17 protein-coding genes are annotated in these 20,607 nt (G+C 70.9%); 14 read left to right on the top strand and 3 right to left on the bottom strand.

Annotated features, from left to right (window positions below; translation table 11 throughout):
- Nucleotides 1-161: 161 nt before the first annotated feature.
- From IEZ27_RS23385 to IEZ27_RS23330, 12 genes are all read left to right on the top strand, one after another.
- Entirely contained in the window at nucleotides 162-1,319 is a 1,158-nt protein-coding gene (locus IEZ27_RS23385) for an ROK family transcriptional regulator (protein WP_229824258.1), read from the top strand.
- 96 nt (nucleotides 1,320-1,415) lie between these two features.
- Nucleotides 1,416-2,648 (top strand): ROK family transcriptional regulator, encoded by a 1,233-nt coding sequence (locus IEZ27_RS23380; protein ID WP_125636132.1) that lies wholly within the window; start codon nucleotides 1,416-1,418, stop codon nucleotides 2,646-2,648.
- Complete coding sequence (locus tag IEZ27_RS23375) at nucleotides 2,645-3,586, top strand: carbohydrate ABC transporter permease (protein WP_221762225.1); 942 nt, start codon at nucleotides 2,645-2,647, stop codon at nucleotides 3,584-3,586. The genes IEZ27_RS23380 and IEZ27_RS23375 overlap by 4 nt, the downstream gene beginning before the upstream one ends.
- Complete coding sequence (locus IEZ27_RS23370; protein WP_189649189.1) at nucleotides 3,579-4,385, top strand: carbohydrate ABC transporter permease; 807 nt, start codon at nucleotides 3,579-3,581, stop codon at nucleotides 4,383-4,385. Before IEZ27_RS23375 ends, IEZ27_RS23370 begins: the two co-directional genes overlap by 8 nt.
- 13 nt (nucleotides 4,386-4,398) lie before the next feature.
- Complete coding sequence (locus IEZ27_RS23365; RefSeq protein ID WP_189649188.1) at nucleotides 4,399-5,673, top strand: ABC transporter substrate-binding protein; 1,275 nt, start codon at nucleotides 4,399-4,401, stop codon at nucleotides 5,671-5,673.
- Between the two features lie 32 nt (nucleotides 5,674-5,705).
- The gene (locus tag IEZ27_RS23360) at nucleotides 5,706-6,791 is read left to right on the top strand and encodes a glycoside hydrolase family 15 protein (protein ID WP_189649187.1); all 1,086 of its coding nucleotides are present in this window, start codon (nucleotides 5,706-5,708) and stop codon (nucleotides 6,789-6,791) included.
- Entirely contained in the window at nucleotides 6,788-8,998 is a 2,211-nt protein-coding gene (locus IEZ27_RS23355) for a glycoside hydrolase family 31 protein (protein ID WP_189649186.1), read from the top strand. The genes IEZ27_RS23360 and IEZ27_RS23355 overlap by 4 nt, the downstream gene beginning before the upstream one ends.
- 15 nt (nucleotides 8,999-9,013) lie before the next feature.
- Entirely contained in the window at nucleotides 9,014-12,286 is a 3,273-nt protein-coding gene (locus tag IEZ27_RS23350; protein WP_189649185.1) for a TIM-barrel domain-containing protein, read from the top strand.
- Nucleotides 12,283-15,114, top strand: a complete 2,832-nt coding sequence (locus tag IEZ27_RS23345) for a TIM-barrel domain-containing protein (RefSeq protein ID WP_189649184.1) — start codon at nucleotides 12,283-12,285, stop codon at nucleotides 15,112-15,114. Before IEZ27_RS23350 ends, IEZ27_RS23345 begins: the two co-directional genes overlap by 4 nt.
- Nucleotides 15,115-15,171: 57 nt before the next feature.
- On the top strand, nucleotides 15,172-15,648 hold the full coding sequence (locus IEZ27_RS23340; protein ID WP_229824257.1) for a MarR family winged helix-turn-helix transcriptional regulator: 477 nt from the start codon (nucleotides 15,172-15,174) through the stop codon (nucleotides 15,646-15,648).
- On the top strand, nucleotides 15,645-16,913 hold the full coding sequence (locus IEZ27_RS23335; protein WP_229824256.1) for an epoxide hydrolase family protein: 1,269 nt from the start codon (nucleotides 15,645-15,647) through the stop codon (nucleotides 16,911-16,913). Before IEZ27_RS23340 ends, IEZ27_RS23335 begins: the two co-directional genes overlap by 4 nt.
- A 113-nt stretch (nucleotides 16,914-17,026) precedes the next feature.
- A complete protein-coding gene (locus IEZ27_RS23330) occupies nucleotides 17,027-17,335 on the top strand; it encodes a hypothetical protein (protein WP_189649183.1) in 309 nt (102 codons plus the stop codon).
- Between the two features lie 86 nt (nucleotides 17,336-17,421).
- Here IEZ27_RS23330 and IEZ27_RS23325 read toward each other — a convergent pair whose 3' ends face one another.
- Entirely contained in the window at nucleotides 17,422-17,820 is a 399-nt protein-coding gene (locus IEZ27_RS23325) for a hypothetical protein (protein WP_189649182.1), read from the bottom strand.
- Between IEZ27_RS23325 and IEZ27_RS23320 the strand changes: the two genes are divergently transcribed.
- Nucleotides 17,819-18,616 carry a hypothetical protein gene (locus tag IEZ27_RS23320; RefSeq protein ID WP_189649181.1) on the top strand — a complete coding sequence of 266 codons (798 nt, stop codon included), beginning with the start codon at nucleotides 17,819-17,821 and terminating at the stop codon, nucleotides 18,614-18,616. The genes IEZ27_RS23325 and IEZ27_RS23320 overlap by 2 nt on opposite strands.
- 23 nt (nucleotides 18,617-18,639) lie before the next feature.
- Nucleotides 18,640-19,008: a hypothetical protein gene (locus IEZ27_RS23315; RefSeq protein WP_189649180.1), complete on the top strand. Its 369-nt coding sequence runs from the start codon at nucleotides 18,640-18,642 to the stop codon at nucleotides 19,006-19,008.
- 62 nt (nucleotides 19,009-19,070) lie between these two features.
- Here the strand turns inward: IEZ27_RS23315 and IEZ27_RS23310 are convergent, their stop codons facing one another.
- On the bottom strand, nucleotides 19,071-19,526 hold the full coding sequence (locus IEZ27_RS23310; protein ID WP_189649179.1) for a hypothetical protein: 456 nt from the start codon (nucleotides 19,524-19,526) through the stop codon (nucleotides 19,071-19,073).
- Between the two features lie 112 nt (nucleotides 19,527-19,638).
- Nucleotides 19,639-20,574 carry an ArsR/SmtB family transcription factor gene (locus IEZ27_RS23305; RefSeq protein WP_189649178.1) on the bottom strand — a complete coding sequence of 312 codons (936 nt, stop codon included), beginning with the start codon at nucleotides 20,572-20,574 and terminating at the stop codon, nucleotides 19,639-19,641.
- Nucleotides 20,575-20,607 lie beyond the last annotated feature (33 nt).

Here is a 20,607-nt window from a genome sequence, read left to right as displayed (position 1 = left end):
GGACCGGGGGCAGGACGAGGCGGAGGGCGCAGGCATGGACGCCCGACCCAAGGAATCGCCCACGGTCAAGCCTCATGATCTGGCCTCTTTTCTGAGAGTGACCGCCTCGCTGAGGATTTATGATGGAGTTCACCATTAAGATTCGTCAAGAAGGGTTATCAGTGACGCTCTCCGTGACCGGCGGCGACCTTCAGCGGCTGCGGCGGCTCAACGCGCTGGCCGCGCTCGCCGCCCTTCGCGCCGGGGGCCCGGCGACGCTGACCCAGCTCGCCGAGCGCGCCGACCTGGCCAGAGCCACGATCAAGGTGGTGATCCAGGACCTGATGGAGCTGGGCTGGGTGGTCCAGATGGATCCCAGCGGCGGGGAGAAGGGCAGGCCGGCGCGCCGCTACCGGTTCCGCGCGGAGGCGGGCCGGGTGCTCGGGCTCGACATAGGAGCACACAAGGTGCTCGCGGTCGTGGCCGACCTGGACGGCAACGTCCTGCACACCACGCGCGAGCCGGTCACCCCCGAGCAGCCGCGCGCCGAACGGCTGGCCGCCGTGGACCGGGCCGTCGACGCCTGCCTGACCGGCTCGGGCACCTCGGCCCCCGACATCTGGATCGCGGTCGCCGGCAGCACGGGCTACATCGACCTGCACGGACACGTCGTGCTCTCGCGGGCCATCCAGGACTGGTCGGGCGTGCCGCTGGCCGACCACCTCGAACAGCGGCTCAGGTGCACGGTCCTCGTGGAGAACGACAGCAGGCTGGCCGCCCTCGCCGAGTGCCGCAGAGGCGTCGCCCGCGACACCCGGAACATGATCTTCCTGCACGTCGGCCGGCGGGCCGGGGCGGCCGTCGTGCTCGACGGCGTCCCCCTGCGCGGCGGCGGGGGCGCGGCGGGCGAGATCGGCGTGCATCCGCTGTTCAACGTGGGCGGGCTGCTGCAGGCCGTCCCCTCCGTGGAGCCCGGCACGCCGCCCGACGCGGTCGCGGGAGCGGTGTTCGAGGCCGTCCGGCGCGGCGACGACGAGGCGCGCCGGGCCGTCCTGCGGTACGTGAAGGTGCTCGCGCTGGCCACCACCGCGATGGCCCTCACCGTCGACCCCGACCTGGTGGTGCTCGGCGGCGGTTTCTCCCGGTCGGCCGACGTGCTGCTGGAGCCGCTGCGCGGCGAGCTGGAGACGATGTGCCTGCGCGCCCCGGAGTTGCGGGCCTCCGTGCTGGGCGAGGAGTGCGTGGCGGTCGGGGCCGTCTGCCACGGCGTCGAGCACCTGTCCACGATGCTCTTCAACCCCGAGGTGGGCCCGCTGACCGCGGTTGCCCCGCCGCGTTAATGGTGTAGCTCACCGTATCTCATGACCCTTGACAGAAGGAGTACTGCGCCGCACTATCTTCACCACTAACTTTATTCCTAAAGAAAGTCCTCTCACATGGCAGGCACGGACCGCGGCGACCTCACCAGGACGGCGATCCTCGCCCTCCTGGGCACGGTCGGCCCGTTGAGCCGCAGCGAGATAGCCCGCGAGTTGGATCTCAGCCCGGCCACCGTCACCCAGCTCACCAAGGAGCTTATCGGGCACGGGATGCTGGAGGAGCTGGACCTCAAGCCGTCGCGCGGCGGCCGTCCGGCCCAGCGGCTCGGGGTGGTGGGCAGTGCCGGGCGGGCGCTCGGGGTCAAGGTGACGGCCGACCACCTGGTGCTGGTGGACGTACGGCTCGACGGCGAGGTGCTGGGCTCGTGGGAGACGCCGCACGACCCGGCCGCGCCCGACGCCCTCGACCGCCTGGCCGCCGCGGTGGAGTCGGTGGTGCGCGAGCTCTCGGCGGGGCCGCCGCTGCTGGGCGTCGGTGTCGGGGTGCCGGGCAGCGTGGAGGACCAGGCGGTCGGCACGGTCAGGGCGCCGACGCTCGGCTGGCAGGCGATGCCGGTGGGCGAACGGCTGCGCCGCCGGCTCGACCTGCCCGTCCTGGTGGAGAACGACGTCAACGCCCTGGCCGCGGCCGAACGCCTGTACGGCCGGGGGCGTACGCACCGGGACTTCCTCGTCCTGACGATCGGGCGCGGCGTCGGCGCGGCCATCGTCGCGGACGGCCGCGTCTACCGGGGCGCACGGGGCGGCGCGGGCGAGTTCGGCCACCTGCCGGTGGACCCGCAGGGCCCGCCGTGCGGCTGCGGCGCGCGGGGCTGCCTGGAGGCGTTCGTCGGATCCGCCGGCCTGCTCGCCGCCGCCCACGCCAGGACGACCGGCCGCACGCCCGGTACGGAACCGCCGGCCACCCGCGACCCGCTGGGCGCGGTGGCCGCGCTCGGTCGGGCCGCCAGGGGCGGCGACGCCGACATCCGCGCGGTGTTCGCCGAGGCCGGCGCGATCCTGGGCCGGGCCACGGCGGGGCTGATCAACGTGGTGGACCCCGAGGTCGTGGTGGTGCTCGGCGAGGGCACGGCCGAATGGCCGCTGTGGCGGACCGGGTTCGAGCCGGCCCTGCGGGCGCAGTTGTACCCGGGGCGGCGCGACATCTCCGTCGAGGTGGAGAGCTGGGACGACACGAGCTGGGCCCAGGGAGCGGCGGCGCTGGTGCTGGCCACCCCGTTCGACGCCGCCGGGGCGGCCGGCGAGCAGGGCCGCCTGGTCCGCGCCCGCCTGATCGGAGCCGCCTCGTGAGCGTACGGCAGGCCCTCCCCGACGCCTCGCCCGCACCACGGGCCACCCACCAGGCCCCCAGGCGGTCCGGCAGGTGGCGCTACGCCGGCACGGTCGCGGTGTTCCTGCTGCCGAGCCTGATCCCGCTGACCCTCTACACGCTGATCCCGATGGTCGGGTCGTTCTGGACCAGCCTCCACGAATGGGACCTCATCACCGACATGCGGTGGGTGGGACTCGGCAACTACGTCGAGCTGATCGGCGATCCCGACACCAGGGCCGCGTTCCTGCACACGCTGTCGTTCATCGCCGGCTACCTGCCGCTCGTCTACCTCGGCGGCCTGGGTCTCGCGGTGCTGCTCAACCGGGCGATGCCGGCGCGCGCCCTGCTGCGCGGCGTGTACTTCCTGCCGGTGATCACGAGCTGGGTGGTCGTCGCGCTGATGTGGAAGTGGCTGCTCAACCCGGCCAGCGGCGTCGTCAACTGGGCGCTCGGCCTGGTCGGCGTGAGCGGGCCCGGCTGGTGGACCGATCCGGACTGGGCGATGCCGTCGATCATCCTCGCCTCGGCCTGGAAGGACCTGGGGTTCGTGATGATCATCCTGCTGGCCGGGTTGCAGGCGATCCCCCGCGAGTACCAGGAGGCCGCCATGGTGGACGGCGCCACCGCCTGGCGCAGGTTCCGGCACATCACGCTCCCGCTCCTGTCACCCTCGACGTTCTTCGTGGTGGTGATCTCGCTGATCAACGGCTTCCAGGTGTTCGACCAGGTCAAGATCATGACGGGCGGCGGGCCGGGCGGCGCGACGCAGGTGGTGGTCTCGCAGATCTACGACCTCACCTTCCGCTACGGCAGGGCGGGCGCCGCCTCGGCGCTGTCCTGGCTGCTGTTCGCGTTCGTGCTGCTCGTGACGGTCGTGCAGATCAGGGGCCAGAAGCGGTGGGTCACGTATGGGTAAGGTCCTCCGTCTCCTTCTGGTCGGCCTCGGCACGCTGGTCATGTTGTTCCCGTTCGCCTGGGCGGTGATCACCTCGATCACGCCGAGCGACGCCGTCCTGGCCGTGCCGCCCGACTTCACGCCCGAGGGCGCCAGCCTCGACGCGTACGGCCGGCTGCTGGAGACGTTGCCGTTCTGGCGGATCGTGCTCAACAGCGCGTGGATCGGCGCGGCGTCCACCGGGCTGCAACTGGTCACCAGCGCGATGGCGGCCTACGCGTTCGCCCGGCTGCCCTTCCCGGGGCGGGGCGCGTTGTTCGCCGTCTACCTCACGACGCTGATGATGCCGCTGCCGGTGCTGGTCGTGCCGCTGTTCATCGAGATGCGCACGTTCAACCTGGTGGACACCTACTTCGCGCTGCTCGCGCCGACGATCGCCTCGGCGTTCGGTGTGTTCCTGCTGCGGCAGGCCGTCAACCAGGTGCCGCGCGAGTTCGACGAGGCGGCCGTGCTGGACGGCGCCGGACATTTCCGCATCTTCGTGCACGTGGTGCTGCCGCTGATCCGGCCGGCCCTGGCCACGTTCGCGATCTTCGGCTTCATGGCGAGCTGGAACAGCTACCTGTGGCCGCTGATCATCATCAAGTCGCCCGAGTTCATGACACTGCCGCTGGGCCTGGCGACCCTGCACGGCCAGTTCACCACCCAGTGGGACGTGGTGATGGCGGGTTCTGTCGTCAGCGTCGTCCCGATCCTCATCCTGTACGTCTTCGCGCAGAAGCACGTCATCGCCAGCGTCGCGCAGAGCGGGCTCAAGTAAAGGAAATCCCCCCATGTCACGACCCATCAGGATCGCTACCGCCGTCGTGGCGGCCGCGTTGCTCGCCACGGCCTGCTCGCAGGGATCGGCCACCAAGGGCGCCACCGGCGGCGGCGGCCCCGGCGGCGGCAAGGTGACGCTGCGGTACTTCACCTTCTCCGCCGCGCCCGACCACGTGAAGGACCTCGACACGATCGAGAAGGCCTTCGAGAAGGAGAACCCGAACGTCGACGTCGTCGTCGAGACGGCCCCCTTCGACCAGTACTTCACCAAGCTGCAGACCAGCATCGCGGGCGGCACCGCGCCGGACACGTTCGAGCTCAACTACGAGAACTTCGTCACCTACGCCGCCGCCGGCTCGCTGCTCGACCTCGCCACGGTGGCCGGCGACGGCGACACCTCGGTGTACGCCCAGGAGTCCCTCAACGCCTTCAAACGGGACGGCAAGCAGTACGCGCTGCCCGCCTCGTTCTCCACGGTCGTACTCTTCTACAACAGGGAGCTGTTCAAGGCGGCCGGGGTCGCGCCGCCCACGGCGGACTGGACGTGGGCCGACGAGCAGGCCGCCGCGGCCAAGCTGACCGACAAGAAGAAGGGCGTGTTCGGCGACTTCCAGCCGGTGCAGTTCTTCGAGTTCTACAAGACGCTCAAGCAGGCGGGCGGCGAGTTCCTGTCCGCGGACGGCACGAAGTCGGCGTTCGACAGCCCGCAGGGGGTCAAGGCGGCCGAGTGGCTGGTGTCGAAGGTGGGCAAGACCATGCCGACCGAGGCCGAGATCGGCGGCACCGCCGACTACGACACGAACCTCTTCAAGTCCGGCAAGCTCGCCATGTGGCACAACGGCATCTGGCAGTTCGCGGGCCTGAAGGACGTGCCGTTCGAGTGGGACGTGGTCGTCGAGCCCGGTGACTCGGCCAAGGCCAGCGCGGTCTTCCACAACGCGGTGGCCGCCTCCTCGGGCACCAAGCACGGCAAGGAGGCCTGGGCCTGGGCCCGCTTCCTGTCCGCGTCCGGCACCGCCGCCACCACCCGGATCCAGTCGTCGTGGGAGTTGCCGCCCGTCTCCGACCAGCAGGTGTTGTCCGGCTATCTCAAGGATCCCGTACCGGCCAACCGCCAGGCCGTCTTCGACTCGCTCAAGTCCATCGCGCTGCCTCCGGTGATCAAGCGCCAGCAGGAGATGCAGGACGCGGTGACCAAGCAGCTCAGCGAGGCGGCGGCCGGGCGCACGTCCGTGGCGGACGCGCTCAAGGCGGCCGCCGCCGACGTCGACAAGCTGCTCGGCTAGCTCTTCCCATCCACGCACCCAGGAGAGATTCGTTGTCCCTCGTCGCGCACAGCCTCGACGTGATCAAGAGATTGCAGGCGCCGTCCGGGGCCTATCCGGCCTCGCCCACCTTCTCCGCCTACCGCGGCTACTCCTGGCTGCGCGACGGCGCGTTCATCGCCGAGGGGGTGAGCAGGCACGGCGACGTGTCCGGCGCGGACGCCTTCCACGCCTGGTGCGCGCGGGTCGTCGGCGACCGCGCGGGCCAGGTCGACGTACTGGTGTCCCGGGCGGGGCGCGGCGAGGCGGTCCCGGTCGCGGACATGTTGCCGACCCGGTTCACCCTGGACGGCGTGAACGGCGACGACGACTGGTGGGACTTCCAGCTCGACGGGTACGGCACCTGGCTGTGGGCGCTGCGCGAACACACCGTCCGGCACGGCCGGGCGGTCCCCGGCGTCGAGAAGGGCGTCCGGACCGCGGCCCGCTACCTGACCGCGTTCTGGCAGCTGCCCTGCTACGACTGGTGGGAGGAGCACGTCGAGCACCGCCACGTGGCCACGCTCGGCGCGGTCCACGCGGGCCTGCGGGCCGCCGTCGCGCTCGGCGTGCTGAGCGCGACGGAGTCGGCCGCGGCGGCCGAGGCCGTCGCGGGCATCGCGGACCTCGTGGCGCGCGAGGGCGTCGCCGAGGGCTCGCACCTGCGCAAATGGCTGGGCAGCGACGCCGTGGACGCGAGCCTGCTGGCGTGCGTGGAGCCGTTCGGGCTGTATCCGGCCGGGCATCCGGTCGGCGAGGCGACGGTCGCCGAGGTCGAACGGCAACTCGCCCGCGACGGCGGCGTGTACCGCTACCTGGCCGACACCTTCTACGGCGGCGGGCGGTGGCTGCTGCTCGCCGGGTTCCTCGGCTGGAACCACGCGCGCGCCGGGCGGCGGGCCGAGGCCGCGCGCTACCTGGAGTGGATGGCCGCGCAGGCGACCCCGGAGGGCGACCTGCCCGAGCAGGTGTCCGACCTGCTGCTGGCCCCGGACCGGCGGCAGGAGTGGCTGGACCGCTGGGGGCCGGTGGCCACGCCGCTGCTGTGGTCGCACGGCATGTACCTCATCCTCGCCGACGAGTTGGGAGTGACGGCGTGATCAGGCATCGACCCCACGGATCGGGGCACCCCTACGCGGAGACCGAGGACCAGCGTGTCCCGGCCAGGCCGCTGGCCGGGGAGAGCGTGGAGCTGCGGGTACGCGCGTCCGCGCAGGTCGTCTCCGTCGTCTGCGAGTGGGCCGTGGACGGGGCCGCCCCCGTCGAGCTGCCGCTGACCAGGACGGATCCGGGCGGTTCGGCCGCCGCGGTGGACGGCGGGCATCTGGCCGCCGCGCAGGCGCGGGCCACCCGCGCCGCCGCCGGCTCCTGGCGCGTGCGCACGCCCGCCCTCCGGGCCGGCAGCCGGTACGCCTACCGCTTCCTGGCCACGACCGGCGACGGCGGCAGCCGGGCGAGCCGCTGGTTCGAGGTGACCGCGGCGACCTGGTCCGAGACAGGCGGCAAGCTGGAGGTGACGGGCGCCGACCGGATCGTGCCGGGCAGCGTGCGCTGGCTGGCCGACGGCGACGGCATCCTGCGCGTACGGTTCGAGCTGCCGCTGGAGCCGGAAGAGCACGTGGTCGGCTTCGGCGAGCGGTTCGACGCCGTGGACCAGCGGGGTCGTGTCCTGGACGCGGTGGTCTTCGAGCAGTACAAGGCGCAGGGCGCGCACGGGCGCACGTACCTGCCGATGCCGTACGCGATGGTCGTGGGCGGGCCGGGGAGCTGGGGCTGGCATGTCCGGACCTCCCGGCGGACCTGGTACGACGTCGGCGCGGCGCGGCCCGGCCGGATCGTCGTCGAGGCCGAGACCGACGGCGATCCGGTCGTGCGGTTCTACGACGGCGAGCGCCCCGCGGACGTGCTGCGCGACTTCCTCGACGAGATCGGCCGCCCGGTCGAGCTGCCGTCGTGGGTGTTCCGGCTGTGGGCCAGCGGCAACGAGTGGAACACCCAGGAGCGCGTGCTGGCCGAGATGGACCGGCATCGCGAGCACGGCATCCCCGTGGGCGCGCTGGTCATCGAGGCGTGGAGCGACGAGACGACGTTCACGGCGTTCCGCGGGGCCGCGTACGAGCCGTCCGAGGAGCCCCACAAGCTGGCCGACTACACCTTCCCCGCGGACGGCCCCTGGCCCGACCCCAAGGGCATGGTGGACGAGCTGCACCGCAGGGACGTCAAGGTGCTGCTCTGGCAGATCCCGTTGCAGAAGACCCGCCCCCATCCCCGCCATCAGGCCGCCGTGGACGCCCGTCAGCTCGTCGAGCGCGGGTACGGCGTGCGCGAGGCCGACGGCCGCCCGTACCGCAACCGGGGCTGGTGGTTCCCGCTCGCGCTCATGCCCGACCTGTCCTCCCAGGAGGTGCGCGACTGGTGGACCGCCAAGCGCCGCTACCTGGTCGAGGAGGTGGGGATCGACGGGTTCAAGACCGACGGCGGCGAGCACGCCTGGGGCCACGACCTGCGTTACGCCGACGGGCGTGACGGCGCGGCGGGCAACGGGCTGTTCCCCGTGCACTACGCCCGCGCGTTCGGCGACCTGCTGCGCGAGTGCGGCAAGGCGCCGGTGACGTTCAGCCGGGCCGGGTTCGCCGGGTCGCAGCCGCACGGCGCCTTCTGGGCCGGGGACGAGGACTCCACCTGGGACGCCTTCCGCTCCTCGATCAGGGCCGGGATCACGGCCTCGGCCTGCGGCATCGTCTACTGGGGCTGGGACCTGGCCGGGTTCTCCGGGCCGGTGCCGGACGCCGAGCTCTACCTGCGGGCGGCGGGGGCGGCGGCGTTCATGCCGATCATGCAGTACCACTCCGAGTTCAACCATCACCGCGCGCCGCTCAGGGAGCGTACGCCGTGGAACGTCGCCGAGCAGACCGGGGACGAGCGGGTGATCCCGGTGTTCCGGCGGCTGGCCCTGCTGCGGGAGCGGCTGGTGCCGTACCTGGCCGAGCAGGCGCGGACGGCGACCGGCGGCGGCGCGCCGCTGATGCGCGGCCTGTTCTTCGACCACCCGGACGATCCGGCCGTCTGGCGGCATCCCCTGCAGTACCAGCTCGGGGACGCGCTGCTGGTCGCGCCCGTGACCGAGCCCGGCGTCACCGAGACCTCCGTCTACCTGCCCGCGGCCGAGGGCGGCTGGATCGACGTCTGGACCGGGCACGCCCTGGCCGGCGGGCGGACGGTGACACTGCCCGCGCCCCTCGACCGTCCGCCCGTGTTGTGCGCGGCCGGGCACTGGTCCCGTCTCTCCCGTATGTTCGCCGACTGACAGGAGCACACCCCCATGAGCCGGTTACGGTCGGGCGCCATCGTCATGGTGCTCGCCCTGTTCGCGTCCCTCGTCTCCATCCCCGCCTACGCGCTGGACGGCGTCCACCACAACCCGACCGGAACCGACGACCTCTACTCCGCCGAGCCGACGGAACGTGTCCCCCGCGACCCGATGGCCGGCGACGCGGTCCAGATCAACGCGACGACCTGGCCGATCGAGGCCGGCCAGACCGTCTGGGTCACCTGGACGAAGAACGGCGTGAACCAGACCCCGGTCGGCGCCGCCTGGGACCACAACAACGGCAACAACAGCTACTGGCGGATCAACCTCGGCACGTTCGCCCGCGGCGACAAGATCTCCTATACGGTCAACGCCGACGTGAACGGCGGCGGGCAGAAGAGCACCGGCCCGTTCGCGTTCACGGTGACCTCGTGGAGCACGGTGACGAACGTGACCGGGTTCGTGAACAACACGACGTCCGTGGATGTCACGACCGGTGACAGCGCTGGGAGCTTCACGCCGAAGATCCGTTTCGCCTTCCCCGCGCTCGACCGGTTCAGAACGCAGATCGCCCCAAGCGGCACAGGTCTCAATATTTCCGGCGTCGCTGGATATACGGTGACGAACTCCGCCAGCACCTTGACGATCTCCACCCCCTCCCTGGTCCTGAAGATCCAGAAGTCCCCGTACCGGCTCTCGGTCTACAAGGGTGACGGCACGACGCTGATAACCCGCCAGTACGACCCCGCCACCTTCAGGAACATCGGCTGGGCCAGCGACGGCGCCACCACGATCACGAAGATCGAGGACCACTTCATGTCCCCGGCGGGCGAGCGCTTCGAGGGCTTCGGCGAACGCTACGACCGGCTCGACCAGCGCGGCACCGACGTGCACAACTACGTCTACAACCAGTACCGCGACCAGGGCGCCACCCGGCGCACGTACCTGAGCGTGCCGTTCTTCCTGAACTCGGCCGGGTACGGCGTGCACATCGCGGGCACCCGCTACGCGATCTTCAATCTCGGCACGCACCTGAGCGACCTGGCCGGCTTCACCGTGGACACCGGCGGCGGGCTGGACTCGACGCTCGACTACCACTTCTTCGCCGGCACCCCGGCCGAGATCGTGGACGACTACACGGCGGTCACCGGACGGCCGCAGCTCCCGCCGAAGTGGGCGTTCGGGGTGTGGATGTCGGCCAACGAGTGGAACACCCAGGCCGAGGTGAACGCCGAGCTGGCGAACGTGGACACCTACAAGATCCCGCACACCGCGATGGTGCTGGAGCAGTGGAGCGACGAGGCCACCTTCTACGTCTGGCACGGCGCCACGTACACCCCCAAACCAGGCAGCGGCAAGCTGGCGTACGGGGATCTGACGTTCCCGGCGGGCAGCGCGTGGCAGGACCCGAAGGCCATGGTCACCAACGCGCACAGCAAGGGGATCAAGATGGTCCTCTGGCAGATCCCGGTGTTCAAGGAGAACTTCGACACCAACCCGCCGACCGCGCCGCAGCAGCACCTCAACGACAAGGCGTACGCGCAGGCGCAGGGGTACGTCGCGAAGAACGCCGTCAACGCCCCCTACCGCATCCCGACCGGCCAGTGGTTCGGCGACAGCATGGTCCCCGACTTCACCGGCACGGCCGCGACCAACTGGTGGATGAGCAAACGCGACTACCTGATCGACGAGGTCGGCGTCGACGGCTTCAAGACCGACGGCAGCGAGGCGATCTTCGGCAGGGGCACGCAGTTCGCCGACGGCCGCAAGGGCGACGAGATGCACAACGCCTACCCCAACAGCTACACCGGCGCCTACAACTCCTACGTCAAGGGCAAGAACCCCAACGGCACGATCTTCAGCCGGGCGGGCACGACGGGCGCCCAGAGCAGGTCGATCTTCTGGGCGGGCGACCAGAACTCCAGCTTCTCCGCCTTCCAGGAGGCGGTCCGGGCCCAGCTCAGCGCCGGGCAGTCGGGCGTGCCGTACACCGCGTGGGACCTGGCGGGCTTCACGGGCACCTTCCCCAGCGCCGAGTTGTACCTGCGCTCGGCCGCCCAGGCCACGTTCTCGCCCGTCATGCAGTACCACTCGGAGAAGGCCGATCCCGCCACCTCCGAGGCCCGTACGCCGTGGAACGTGCAGGCGCGCACCGGTGACACGAGCGTGGTGCCCACCTTCCGCAAGTTCGCCGATGTGCGGATGAACCTGATCCCGTACCTCTACACCGAGGCCAAGTCCGCCGCCACGACGGGCGCGCCGATGATGCGGGCCATGAGCTTCGCCTTCCCGGGCGACGCGACGGCGGCGGCGCTGGACCAGCAGTACCTGTTCGGCTCCCAGTTGCTGGTGGCGCCGATCACCACGCAGGGCGCCACCGGCAAGAACGTCTACCTGCCCGCGGGCGAGTGGTACGACCTGTGGAACGGCGGCCGCTTCACCGGGCCCGGCACCAAGACGTACAACGCCGGGCTGGACACGATCCCCGTCTACGCCAAGCCCGGCGCGATCGTCCCGCTCAACCTCAACGCCGACTACCAGCTCGGCGGCGAGATCGGCAACAGCGTGGACACGTACACGAACCTGACCTTCAGGATCTATCCGGCCGGATCGACGTCGTACGCCTACTTCGAGGACTCGGCGAACGCCACCCGCACGATCACCTCGGCCGAGAACTGGGCCGGTCACGCGGTGACGGTCACCGTACCCGCGCTCACCACGACCGGCACGTTGCAGGTCGCGAGCACGAAACCGGCGTCGGTCACCGGCGCGACCGCCCGTCCGACCCTCGCCGACCTCAAGGCCGCGGCCGAGGGCTGGTGGTGGGACCCGGTGCAGCAGCTCACCCACGTGAAGCTGGCGAGCGCCGCGGGCAACCGGACGATCACGCTCAACGGCGTGGACAAGGCCGCCTACGAGGCCGAGTTCGCCACCGGCACCGGTACCTCCACCAACACCGACCACGCCGGGTACACCGGCACCGGCTTCGCGGACGGCTTCGCCACCTCGGGCGACGCGGTGACGTTCCAGGTCAGGGCCGACGCGGCGGGCAACCACCAGCTCAGGTTCCGCTACTCGACCACGGTGGCCGCCACCCGGACGGTCTATGTCGACGGCGTCGCCGCCGGCACGCTCTCCCTGCCCGCCCTCGCCAACTGGGACACCTGGGGCACGGCCACGCTGGCCGCCTCCCTCACCGCGGGCGCCCACACCGTAAAGATCGCGTACGACGCCTCGAACACCGGCGGGATCAACCTCGACAACCTGGTGGTGGCACGGCCATGAGACGAGCGCCGCTCTTCCTGATCACCCTGCTCCTGCCCCTCCTGGTGGCGCTGCCCGCGCAGGCCGCCGTCCAGCGGGTGCAGTTCACCAGCGGCTCCACGTACCTGATCGTGGAGTTCCTGGACGACGACCTCGTGCACTTCGAGCTGGCCAACGGCACGTCCCCGGGAACCGGCTCACCGATCTTCACCACGCCGCAGGTCGCCAAGACCGACTACACCGGCCCCGCGAGCTTCAACCAGACGGGCAACACGCTCACCACGGGCGCGATGAAGGTCGAGGTCACGGCCGGCACGCTCTGCGTGAAGGTCTCCGACCCCACCCGGCTGCTGTACGAGGCGTGCCCGCGCAACCTGGCCCAGGCGTGGAAGGGCCTGACGATCACCAAGGGCTCGATCCAGAACGCGTACGGGCTGGGCGAGCAGTTCTTCATGGGCGGCAACGCCGACGGTGACTGGGTGGGCCGCAGCCGTACCCCGGGCGGCCCGTACGGCAACGCCATGGCGTACGACACCGACAACGGCCCGGTGGGCAACGCCCAGATCCCGGTGCTGTTCGCGGTCGGCGCGGCGAACCTGAACTACGGCCTGCTGCTCGACCAGGTCTACAAGCAGGAGTGGAACCTGGCCGGTGACCCGTGGACCGTCGACACCTGGGGCGACCAGCTCAGGTGGTACACGATGACCGGGCCCGACCTGCCCGACCTGCGCAAGGACTACATGGAGCTGACCGGCCGGCCGCCGGTGCCGCCGAAGAAGGCGTTCGGCATGTGGGTGTCGGAGTTCGGCTACGACAACTGGGCCGAGATCGACAACCGCCTGTCCGGGTTGCGCACGGCGAAGTTCCCGGTGGACGGCTTCGTCCTGGACCTGCCGTGGTTCGGCGGGGTGACGGCGGGCTCCGACAACACCAGGATGGGCGGCCTGACCTGGGACACCACCGCCTTCCCCAACCCCTCGGCGACCATCGCGGGTTATCAGGCGAACCAGGGGATCGGCCTGATGACGATCGAGGAGTCCTACGTCGGCAAGAACCTGCCGGAACACGCCGACCTGGCCTCCCGCGGCTACCTCGTCCGGGCGGGCTGCGCGGCCTGCGCGCCCGCGTACCTGACGAGCAACGACTGGTGGGGCCGGGGCGGCATGATCGACTGGACGCAGAACGCCGCCGGCGACTACTGGCACACGCTCAAGCGTCAACCGCTGATCGACGCCGGCATCCAGGGCCACTGGCTGGACCTCGGCGAGCCCGAGATGTACGACGCCGCCGACTGGACCTCCGGCGTCCAGCCCGGCAAACACGCGCACGCCGACTACCACAACGTCTACAACCTCAAGTGGGCCGAGAGCATCGCCCGCGGCTACGCCGCGTCCGGGACCAGACGCCCGTTCATGCTGGCCCGCTCCGGCGCGGCCGGCATGCAGCGGTACGGCGTGGCCATGTGGTCGGCCGACATCGGGTCCAAGCTGACCGCGCTCGCCCAGCAGCAGAACGCGCAGATGCACATGTCGATGTCCGGCATCGACTACTACGGCTCCGACATCGGCGGCTTCCGCAGGGAGATGCTCAACTCCGACCTGAACGAGCTCTACACGCAGTGGTTCGCCGACGGCGCCTGGTTCGAGGTGCCGATCCGCCCGCACACCGAGAACCTGTGCAACTGCGCGCAGACCTCACCGGACAAGATCGGGCACACCGCCAGCAATCTCGCCAACCTCCGCCAGCGTTACGAGCTGACTCCCTACTACTACTCGCTGGCCCACCGGGCCTACAGGTTCGGCGAGCCGGTCGTGCCGCCGCTCGCGTACTACTACCAGAACGACCCGAACGTGCGCACGGCCGGCCACGAGAAGCTCATCGGCCGTGACCTGCTGGTCGGCGTCGTCGCGGGCGCGGGCGAACGCGCGCGGGACGTCTACCTGCCCGCCGGCACCTGGTACGACTACGCCACCGGCGAGAAGCTCACCAGCACCGGCCAGTGGTTCGCCGACCGCCCGCTCTGGGTGAACGGCGCCTTCCGCCTGCCGGCCTTCGCCAGGGCGGGCGCGATCATCCCCAAGATGCACGTGGACGACAAGACCATGAACGTCATGGGCAAGCGCACCGACGCCACCACCAGGAACGAGCTGATCGCCCGCGTCCACCCCGACGCCGCCGCCACGAGCTTCACCCTCTACGAGGACGACGGCGCCTCGACCGGCTACCAGACCGGAGCCGTCCGCACCACGCAGATCAGCCAGCAGCTCACCGGAGGCACCGCGACCGTCACGGTGGCCGCCGCCGCCGGCACCTACCCGGGCGCGGCGTCCAGCAGGCCGAACGTGGTCGAGCTCGTCACCGGCACCCAGGCCTCCGCCGTCACCCTGAACGGCGGTGCATTGACCCAGTACGCCACCAAGGCCGCCTTCGACGCGGCCGCCGGCGGGTGGTACAACGCGGGCGGCAACCTCGTCGTGGCCAAGTCGGCGAGCACGGCCGTCAGCACGGCCAAGACGTTCGTGTTCACGCTCGGCCAGGCCCCGGTGTCGGTCACGTTCACGTGCGCCAACGGCACCACCACGCCCGGCCAGTCGGTGTACGCCGTCGGCAGCGCGCCGCAGCTCGGCGCGTGGTCCGTGGCCAGCGCGGTCAAGCTGTCGCCGACCTCGTACCCGACCTGGACGGGCACCGTCGGCCAGCTCCCGCCCAACACCTCGATCGAATGGAAGTGCGTCAAACGCCAGGAGGCCAACTTCCCCGACACCGCCGACCAGTGGCAGCCGGGCGCCAACACCGTCCTCACCACCCCGGCGACCGGCAACGGCGGCACCACGTCCGGCACGTTCTAGCCACATCCGGCACCTGACCCACGCCCCAGTTACATCGAAGTTCGATATAACTGGGGTGTGGCATTTTCTCAGGCGGATCCCGATCCCGCGTTGGACCTCGACGAGCTGGTCAGCGCCATCGAGGACTTCAACACGTACTTCATCCGTCTGCCCTCCGTCCGGAGGCTCAGCTTCTCGACCCTGTCCGTGTTGCACACGCTGGCGAGCAAGGGTCCGATGCGGCTCACCGACCTGACGGCCACGGAACAGCTCAAACAGCCCGCGCTCACGAGCCTGGTGGCCAAGCTGGAGCGGGACGGGCTGGTGTCACGCCGTCCCGACCCGCACGACGGGCGGGCCGTCCTGCTGACCCTCACCGAGGAGGGCAACGGCATCGTCCGGTCCCGGCGCGCCGACCGGGTGAGCCGGGTCGCCCGCCTGGTGGAGCACCTGAACGACGACGAACGCGCGGCGCTCGCCGGGTACACGGGCCTCCTGGGCCACCTGACCGAGATCGCCGCACGCCTCGAAGAAACAGGAGAGCAGCCCTCTTGACGAACCACCCGAACCACCCGAACCACCTGAACAACCCGAACCGCCCCTTCCCTCTGCGCCCGGAGCCGCTGCACGTACCCGACGAGGTGCTCGACGACCTGCGGCGCAGGCTCCTGACGACCAAGTGGCCCCCGGCCGCCGGACCCGACGACGGCACCTACGGCGTACGCGCCGACCACCTGCGGGAGCTGGTCACCTACTGGGCCGACGGCTTCGACTGGCGCGCGGCCGAACGAGCGATCAACGCCTACGAGCACTACAAGGTGGACGTCGGCGGCGTGCCGGTGCACTTCATGCGCAAGCCCGGCGTCGGCCCCGACCCGGTGCCGCTGATCCTCAGCCACGGCTGGCCCTGGACGTTCTGGCACTGGTCGAAGGTCATCGACCCGCTCGCCGACCCGGCGGCCCACGGCGGGGACCCGGCGGAGGCGTTCGACGTGATCGTGCCGTCGCTGCCCGGGTTCGGCTTCTCGACCCCGTTGACGAGCAGGCCGGACATGAACTTCTGGAAGATCGCCGACGTGTGGCACGAGCTGATGACCGGCGTCCTCGGCCATGACCGGTACGCCGCCGCCGGGTGCGACGTCGGCGCGCTGATCACCGGCCAGCTCGGCCACAAGTACGCCGACGAGCTGTACGCCATCCACATCGGCTCGGCCCAGAAGCTCACGATGTTCAACGGCGACCGCGCCTGGGACCTGAGCGGCGGTATGCCCATCCCGGACGGCCTGCCGCCCGAGGTGCACGCCCGGTTCGTCGAGCTGGACCGGCGGTTCGCGGTGCATCTGGCGGCGCACGTGCTCGCACCGGCCACGCTCGGCTACGGGCTGGCCGACTCCCCCGCCGGCATGCTGGCCTGGATCCTGGAACGCTGGACGAAGTGGTCCGACAACCACGGCGACGTCGAGACCGTGTTCACCAAGGACGACCTGCTCACCCACGCGACGATCTTCTGGGCGGGCGACGCGATCGGCAGCTCGATCCGTACGTACGCCAACAACAACCGCTACCCCTGGACGCCCTCGCACGACCGCCGGCCGGTCGTCGAAGCGCCGACGGGCATCACGTTCGTCGGCTACGAGAACCCGCCGGGCGTGACGACCGGCGAGCAGCGGATCAGGGGTTTCCTCGACGGCGACCGGGCCGCCTGGTACAACCACGCCGACATCACCTGCCACGACCGTGGCGGACACTTCATCCCGTGGGAGATCCCCGGCGAATGGGTGACCGACCTGCGCCGCACCTTCCGCCCCTACCGCCACTGACCACCCGAAAGCGGCGTGACTTATGTGCCCAGCGGGACAATCATTCCTGACTCGACACGATACGTAGTGGATCGAATACTCAAGGTGACATTCGTCTCCGCGAGAGGAAGTCCATGCCCACAGCACGCATCGCCGCCGGCCGCACCGCCTCCGGACAGGGCTGGCAGGCCTACGGCACCAACGGCATCTACATCGACGTCGACACCAGCGCCGCCCACTTCTCCGGCAGCCCCATCTACGTCACCTCCGTCAGCGGCCCCGGCGGCAACCAGTGGAACCTGGTCGGCCCCAGCGCCGTCTACGACCCCACCGCCACCAAGTTCCGCGTCTACCTGCAGTGGCGGGACGCGTCACCGCTCTCCCCGGCCACCGCCCAGCAGTACGGCTGGTTCATCCAGTGGATCGGCTACGACAACCCCTGACCCCCACCGGGCGCCCCCCGTACGGCGGGCGCCCGGCCCCTCACGGCGCCCGGCGGGACGGTCGAGGGGCGGAGGCCGGTCGGGTTCTACCAGGGGCGGCCCGGGGAGCCCGTCGGTGGCGCGCAGGCGTACAGGTCGCCGCCCTGTCCCTGTGGGACCTGGCGGGCCGGCGGGCGGGCCGTCCACCTGCGCCAGATCCCGCGCGACCGCCGGGACGGGATGCCGAACGTCAGCGGCCACGACCATCTGAGCGAGGCCGGGTGCGCCGCCCGCTGCTCGCGGCCGTACTGCGGGCCGTACGGACGCGCGTGCCGCCGGTGGTTCTGCCGGCCCCCGACGGCAGGCGGCTCTGGCGCCTCCAGGTCTGGCCGGAGGGCGCGCACCTGACGGTGTCCTGCGCGACGGCCGGCCCGCCCGGCGGTCGCCCCGGACTCCACCGAGTCCGTGTCCCGGACGTGATCCGGTCGCGGCAGTATCACCTTCATGAGAAGGATGATCACGACTCTGGTGGTCTGCGGCGCCCTCCTGACGGGCGTCGCTCCCGCGCACGCAGTGATCAAGGACCCCGTCCAGGCATTGAAGGCCGTTCTGGCGCCCGGGCGAGGCATGCACGTCACCGAGACGACCACCCTGATGGAAGGCGCCGCCGAACGGACGGAACGCCGCCGTGAGGGGACCTTCGCGTTCGACGCCGAAGGCCGCATCACGGCCCTGGACGTCCGGACCACCGGCGGTGAGTACGGTCCCGAACGTGCCATCGGCTTCAACCATGACATCGGCGGCACCAGCTACCAGTCCGGCGGACGCATCGGAAAGTGGCTGAAGAAGGGCAAGACCTGGTGGAAGGACTCGCACCAGCTCCACCTCTGGCACACCGAGCTGCTCGGCTACGACGAGCAGCTCATCAACCCGGCCGAACCCGCGACCCTGGCCGCCCTGCTGAAGCACGGACAGCGCGACGGGGACACCGTCACCGGCACGCTCACCTTCAAGGAGCTCGTCCGGGTCTCCCGCTGGGCCCAGCACTCGACCCACGGCCAGTGGGACCAGGAGGCGGAGCTCTCCTACACCGTCACGCTGACCCCGGCGGGGCTGGTCGGCAGGGTGCGGAGCACGTTCACCTTCCCCGACGTCTTCGAGGAACTGACGGGCAGGACGCTCTACGTCGACACCCGCTACCACGAGTGGGGCGAGAAGGTGTCGATCAAGGCCCCGGACGCCCGGAGGACGACCACCGAGCTGTGCATCGAGGGCCTCTGCAACTGGCGCCTGCCGGGCTGACGGCGCGGGCGGCGACGGAGAGCATGGGAGACCTGCCCGGACGGGTGGGCACCGCGACCGTCGTGGACAACCTGATGGCGGCGGTCGAGACGCTGCTCACCGGCAACCTCATGGCGCTCGCGGGCCTCGTGCTGGCCAGACCCTCGCTCGTGACCCGGCTGGGCGAGGCGCTCGACGACGGCACCCTTGAGCTGGACGCGGCCGAACGCCTGTTCACCGCCTACCTGGACGCCGAACGACGACTCGGCCGCGTCGCGTCCGACGCCGACACCGCCTCACTCGCCCTCGCCCTGGTCGGCGCGGTGCACCAGCTCCTCCTGACGCGCGGTCCGCACGCCCCCGACCTGCGCGAACGCCTGCGCCGCCTGGCCACCACGCTGATCGGCCGCTGACGCCGGGCGGCACCTGGCGCTTCCCGGCGGCCGGGCGTGGTGGCGAGGCCGGACCCGGCTTCCTAGCACCACCAGGCGGTCAGGTAGGAGACGGCGCCTCCCTTGGGACGAGCGCCGGCCCGCATGCAGACGTTGGAGCTGGAGCTGGTCAGCAGCCCGTAGCCGTAGTTCACGCCACCGCTGAGCGTCCGCAGGTCGCACTGCCGCCAGTTGGCTCCGCCGTCGATCGAGTAGTCGACCCAGACGGCGTCGCCGTCCTTGGAGTTCAGGATGCGCCCCCACACGTACTCGAGGCCGCTGATCGTGCCCGATCGCAGCTCCAGGGTCTGGCTGTTGGGCATGGCCTTCTGCTTCCGGGTCACGGTGTTCGTGGCGTTGACCGGGTTGCGCATGGTCGGGCACGAGGCCGGCGGGGCCGCCGTCGTGGCCAGAGCGGTGCCGGTGGTGGCCGTGGCGGCCATCACCACCATGGCCGCCGAGAGTACGGCCGTCTTGAGAGCGGTTCCTGCGACGTTCATCGAGCGTGTCCCTTCGGTGGGGGTTTCTGCTACGACGATGGTCGGGCTGCCACCCTTGCGGCCGGTAAGGGTTTCGACCGTGGTCGAAAGCCCGCGGTGGCGGCGGTCCCGCTCAGTTCGGCCCGGAGAGGGTGCCGTTCAGCAGGGCCAGGCCGAGCGGTGTCGGCAGGTGCAGTACCGAGCCGCCCTGCCTGCGGGAGATGACGAGACCGCTGTCCCGCAGGATCGCCACATGATGGCTGGCGGTCGCGGCCGAGATGGACAGCTTCCTGGCCAGGTGCGTGGTCGTGCAGCCACGGCCCACTTCCTCCAGGACGGCCGCGCGGGTCGCGCCGAGCAGGGCGCCGAGCGCGCCCGCCCGCTGCGGCGCGCCCGCGGCCCGCTGTCCCCACAGTGCGAAGGCGTGGGCGGGGTCGCGCAGGGCGGGATAGAACAACACCGGCGCGTCGTCGGGGCGGAAGCTGTCGTAGCTGAACAGGGGCAGCCGGCAGAAGACGGAGGGGATCAGCACCAGCCCCCGCCCGTTCAGGTGCACGTCGAGCGTGAGTGAGGTGAAGCGGGTGGTCACGTCCAGCGTCATGTCCCGCCAGACCAGGTCGGGGTGGAGCGTCGAGAGCAGCCGTTCGGCGCCTCCCCGTACCATGACGCCCGCGCGGGCGGTGACCTCCGCCTCCAGGTGCGCGCGCAGCGGATCACCGTACGGGCCGAGCAGGGCGGTGTGCGTCTCCCGCAGGGCCGCCGCGAAGTGCCTGCGTGTCTCGGCGTCGTCGGGCAGGAGCTTGGACCAGGACGGCAGGTCGCCGAACTGCCCCCAGGTGTCGAGCTCCGCGCGCACCGAGTCGGCGCCTACGCCCAGGAACCGGTCCAGGCCCTCCTCGACGTGCGCCCCCGCTCCCGCGAGGGTGAACACGTCAAGCGGATGAACGCCCTGCGCCAGGCCGCCCAGCAGGCGTAGGGAGTCGCGGACCCGTACGTTCCGCCGCCACGGCTCGAACAGCGCCCCGGGCCGCCGCCTGGCCATGACGTTGAGGGCGAACCAGGACTCCATGACGGGGCCCGGCGACGCCTCGAACCGTAACCG

Source organism: Nonomuraea spiralis, assembly GCF_014648435.1.
Taxonomy (GTDB): Bacteria; Actinomycetota; Actinomycetes; order Streptosporangiales; family Streptosporangiaceae; genus Nonomuraea; species Nonomuraea spiralis.
This window is presented reverse-complemented; position numbering and strand designations above follow the sequence as displayed.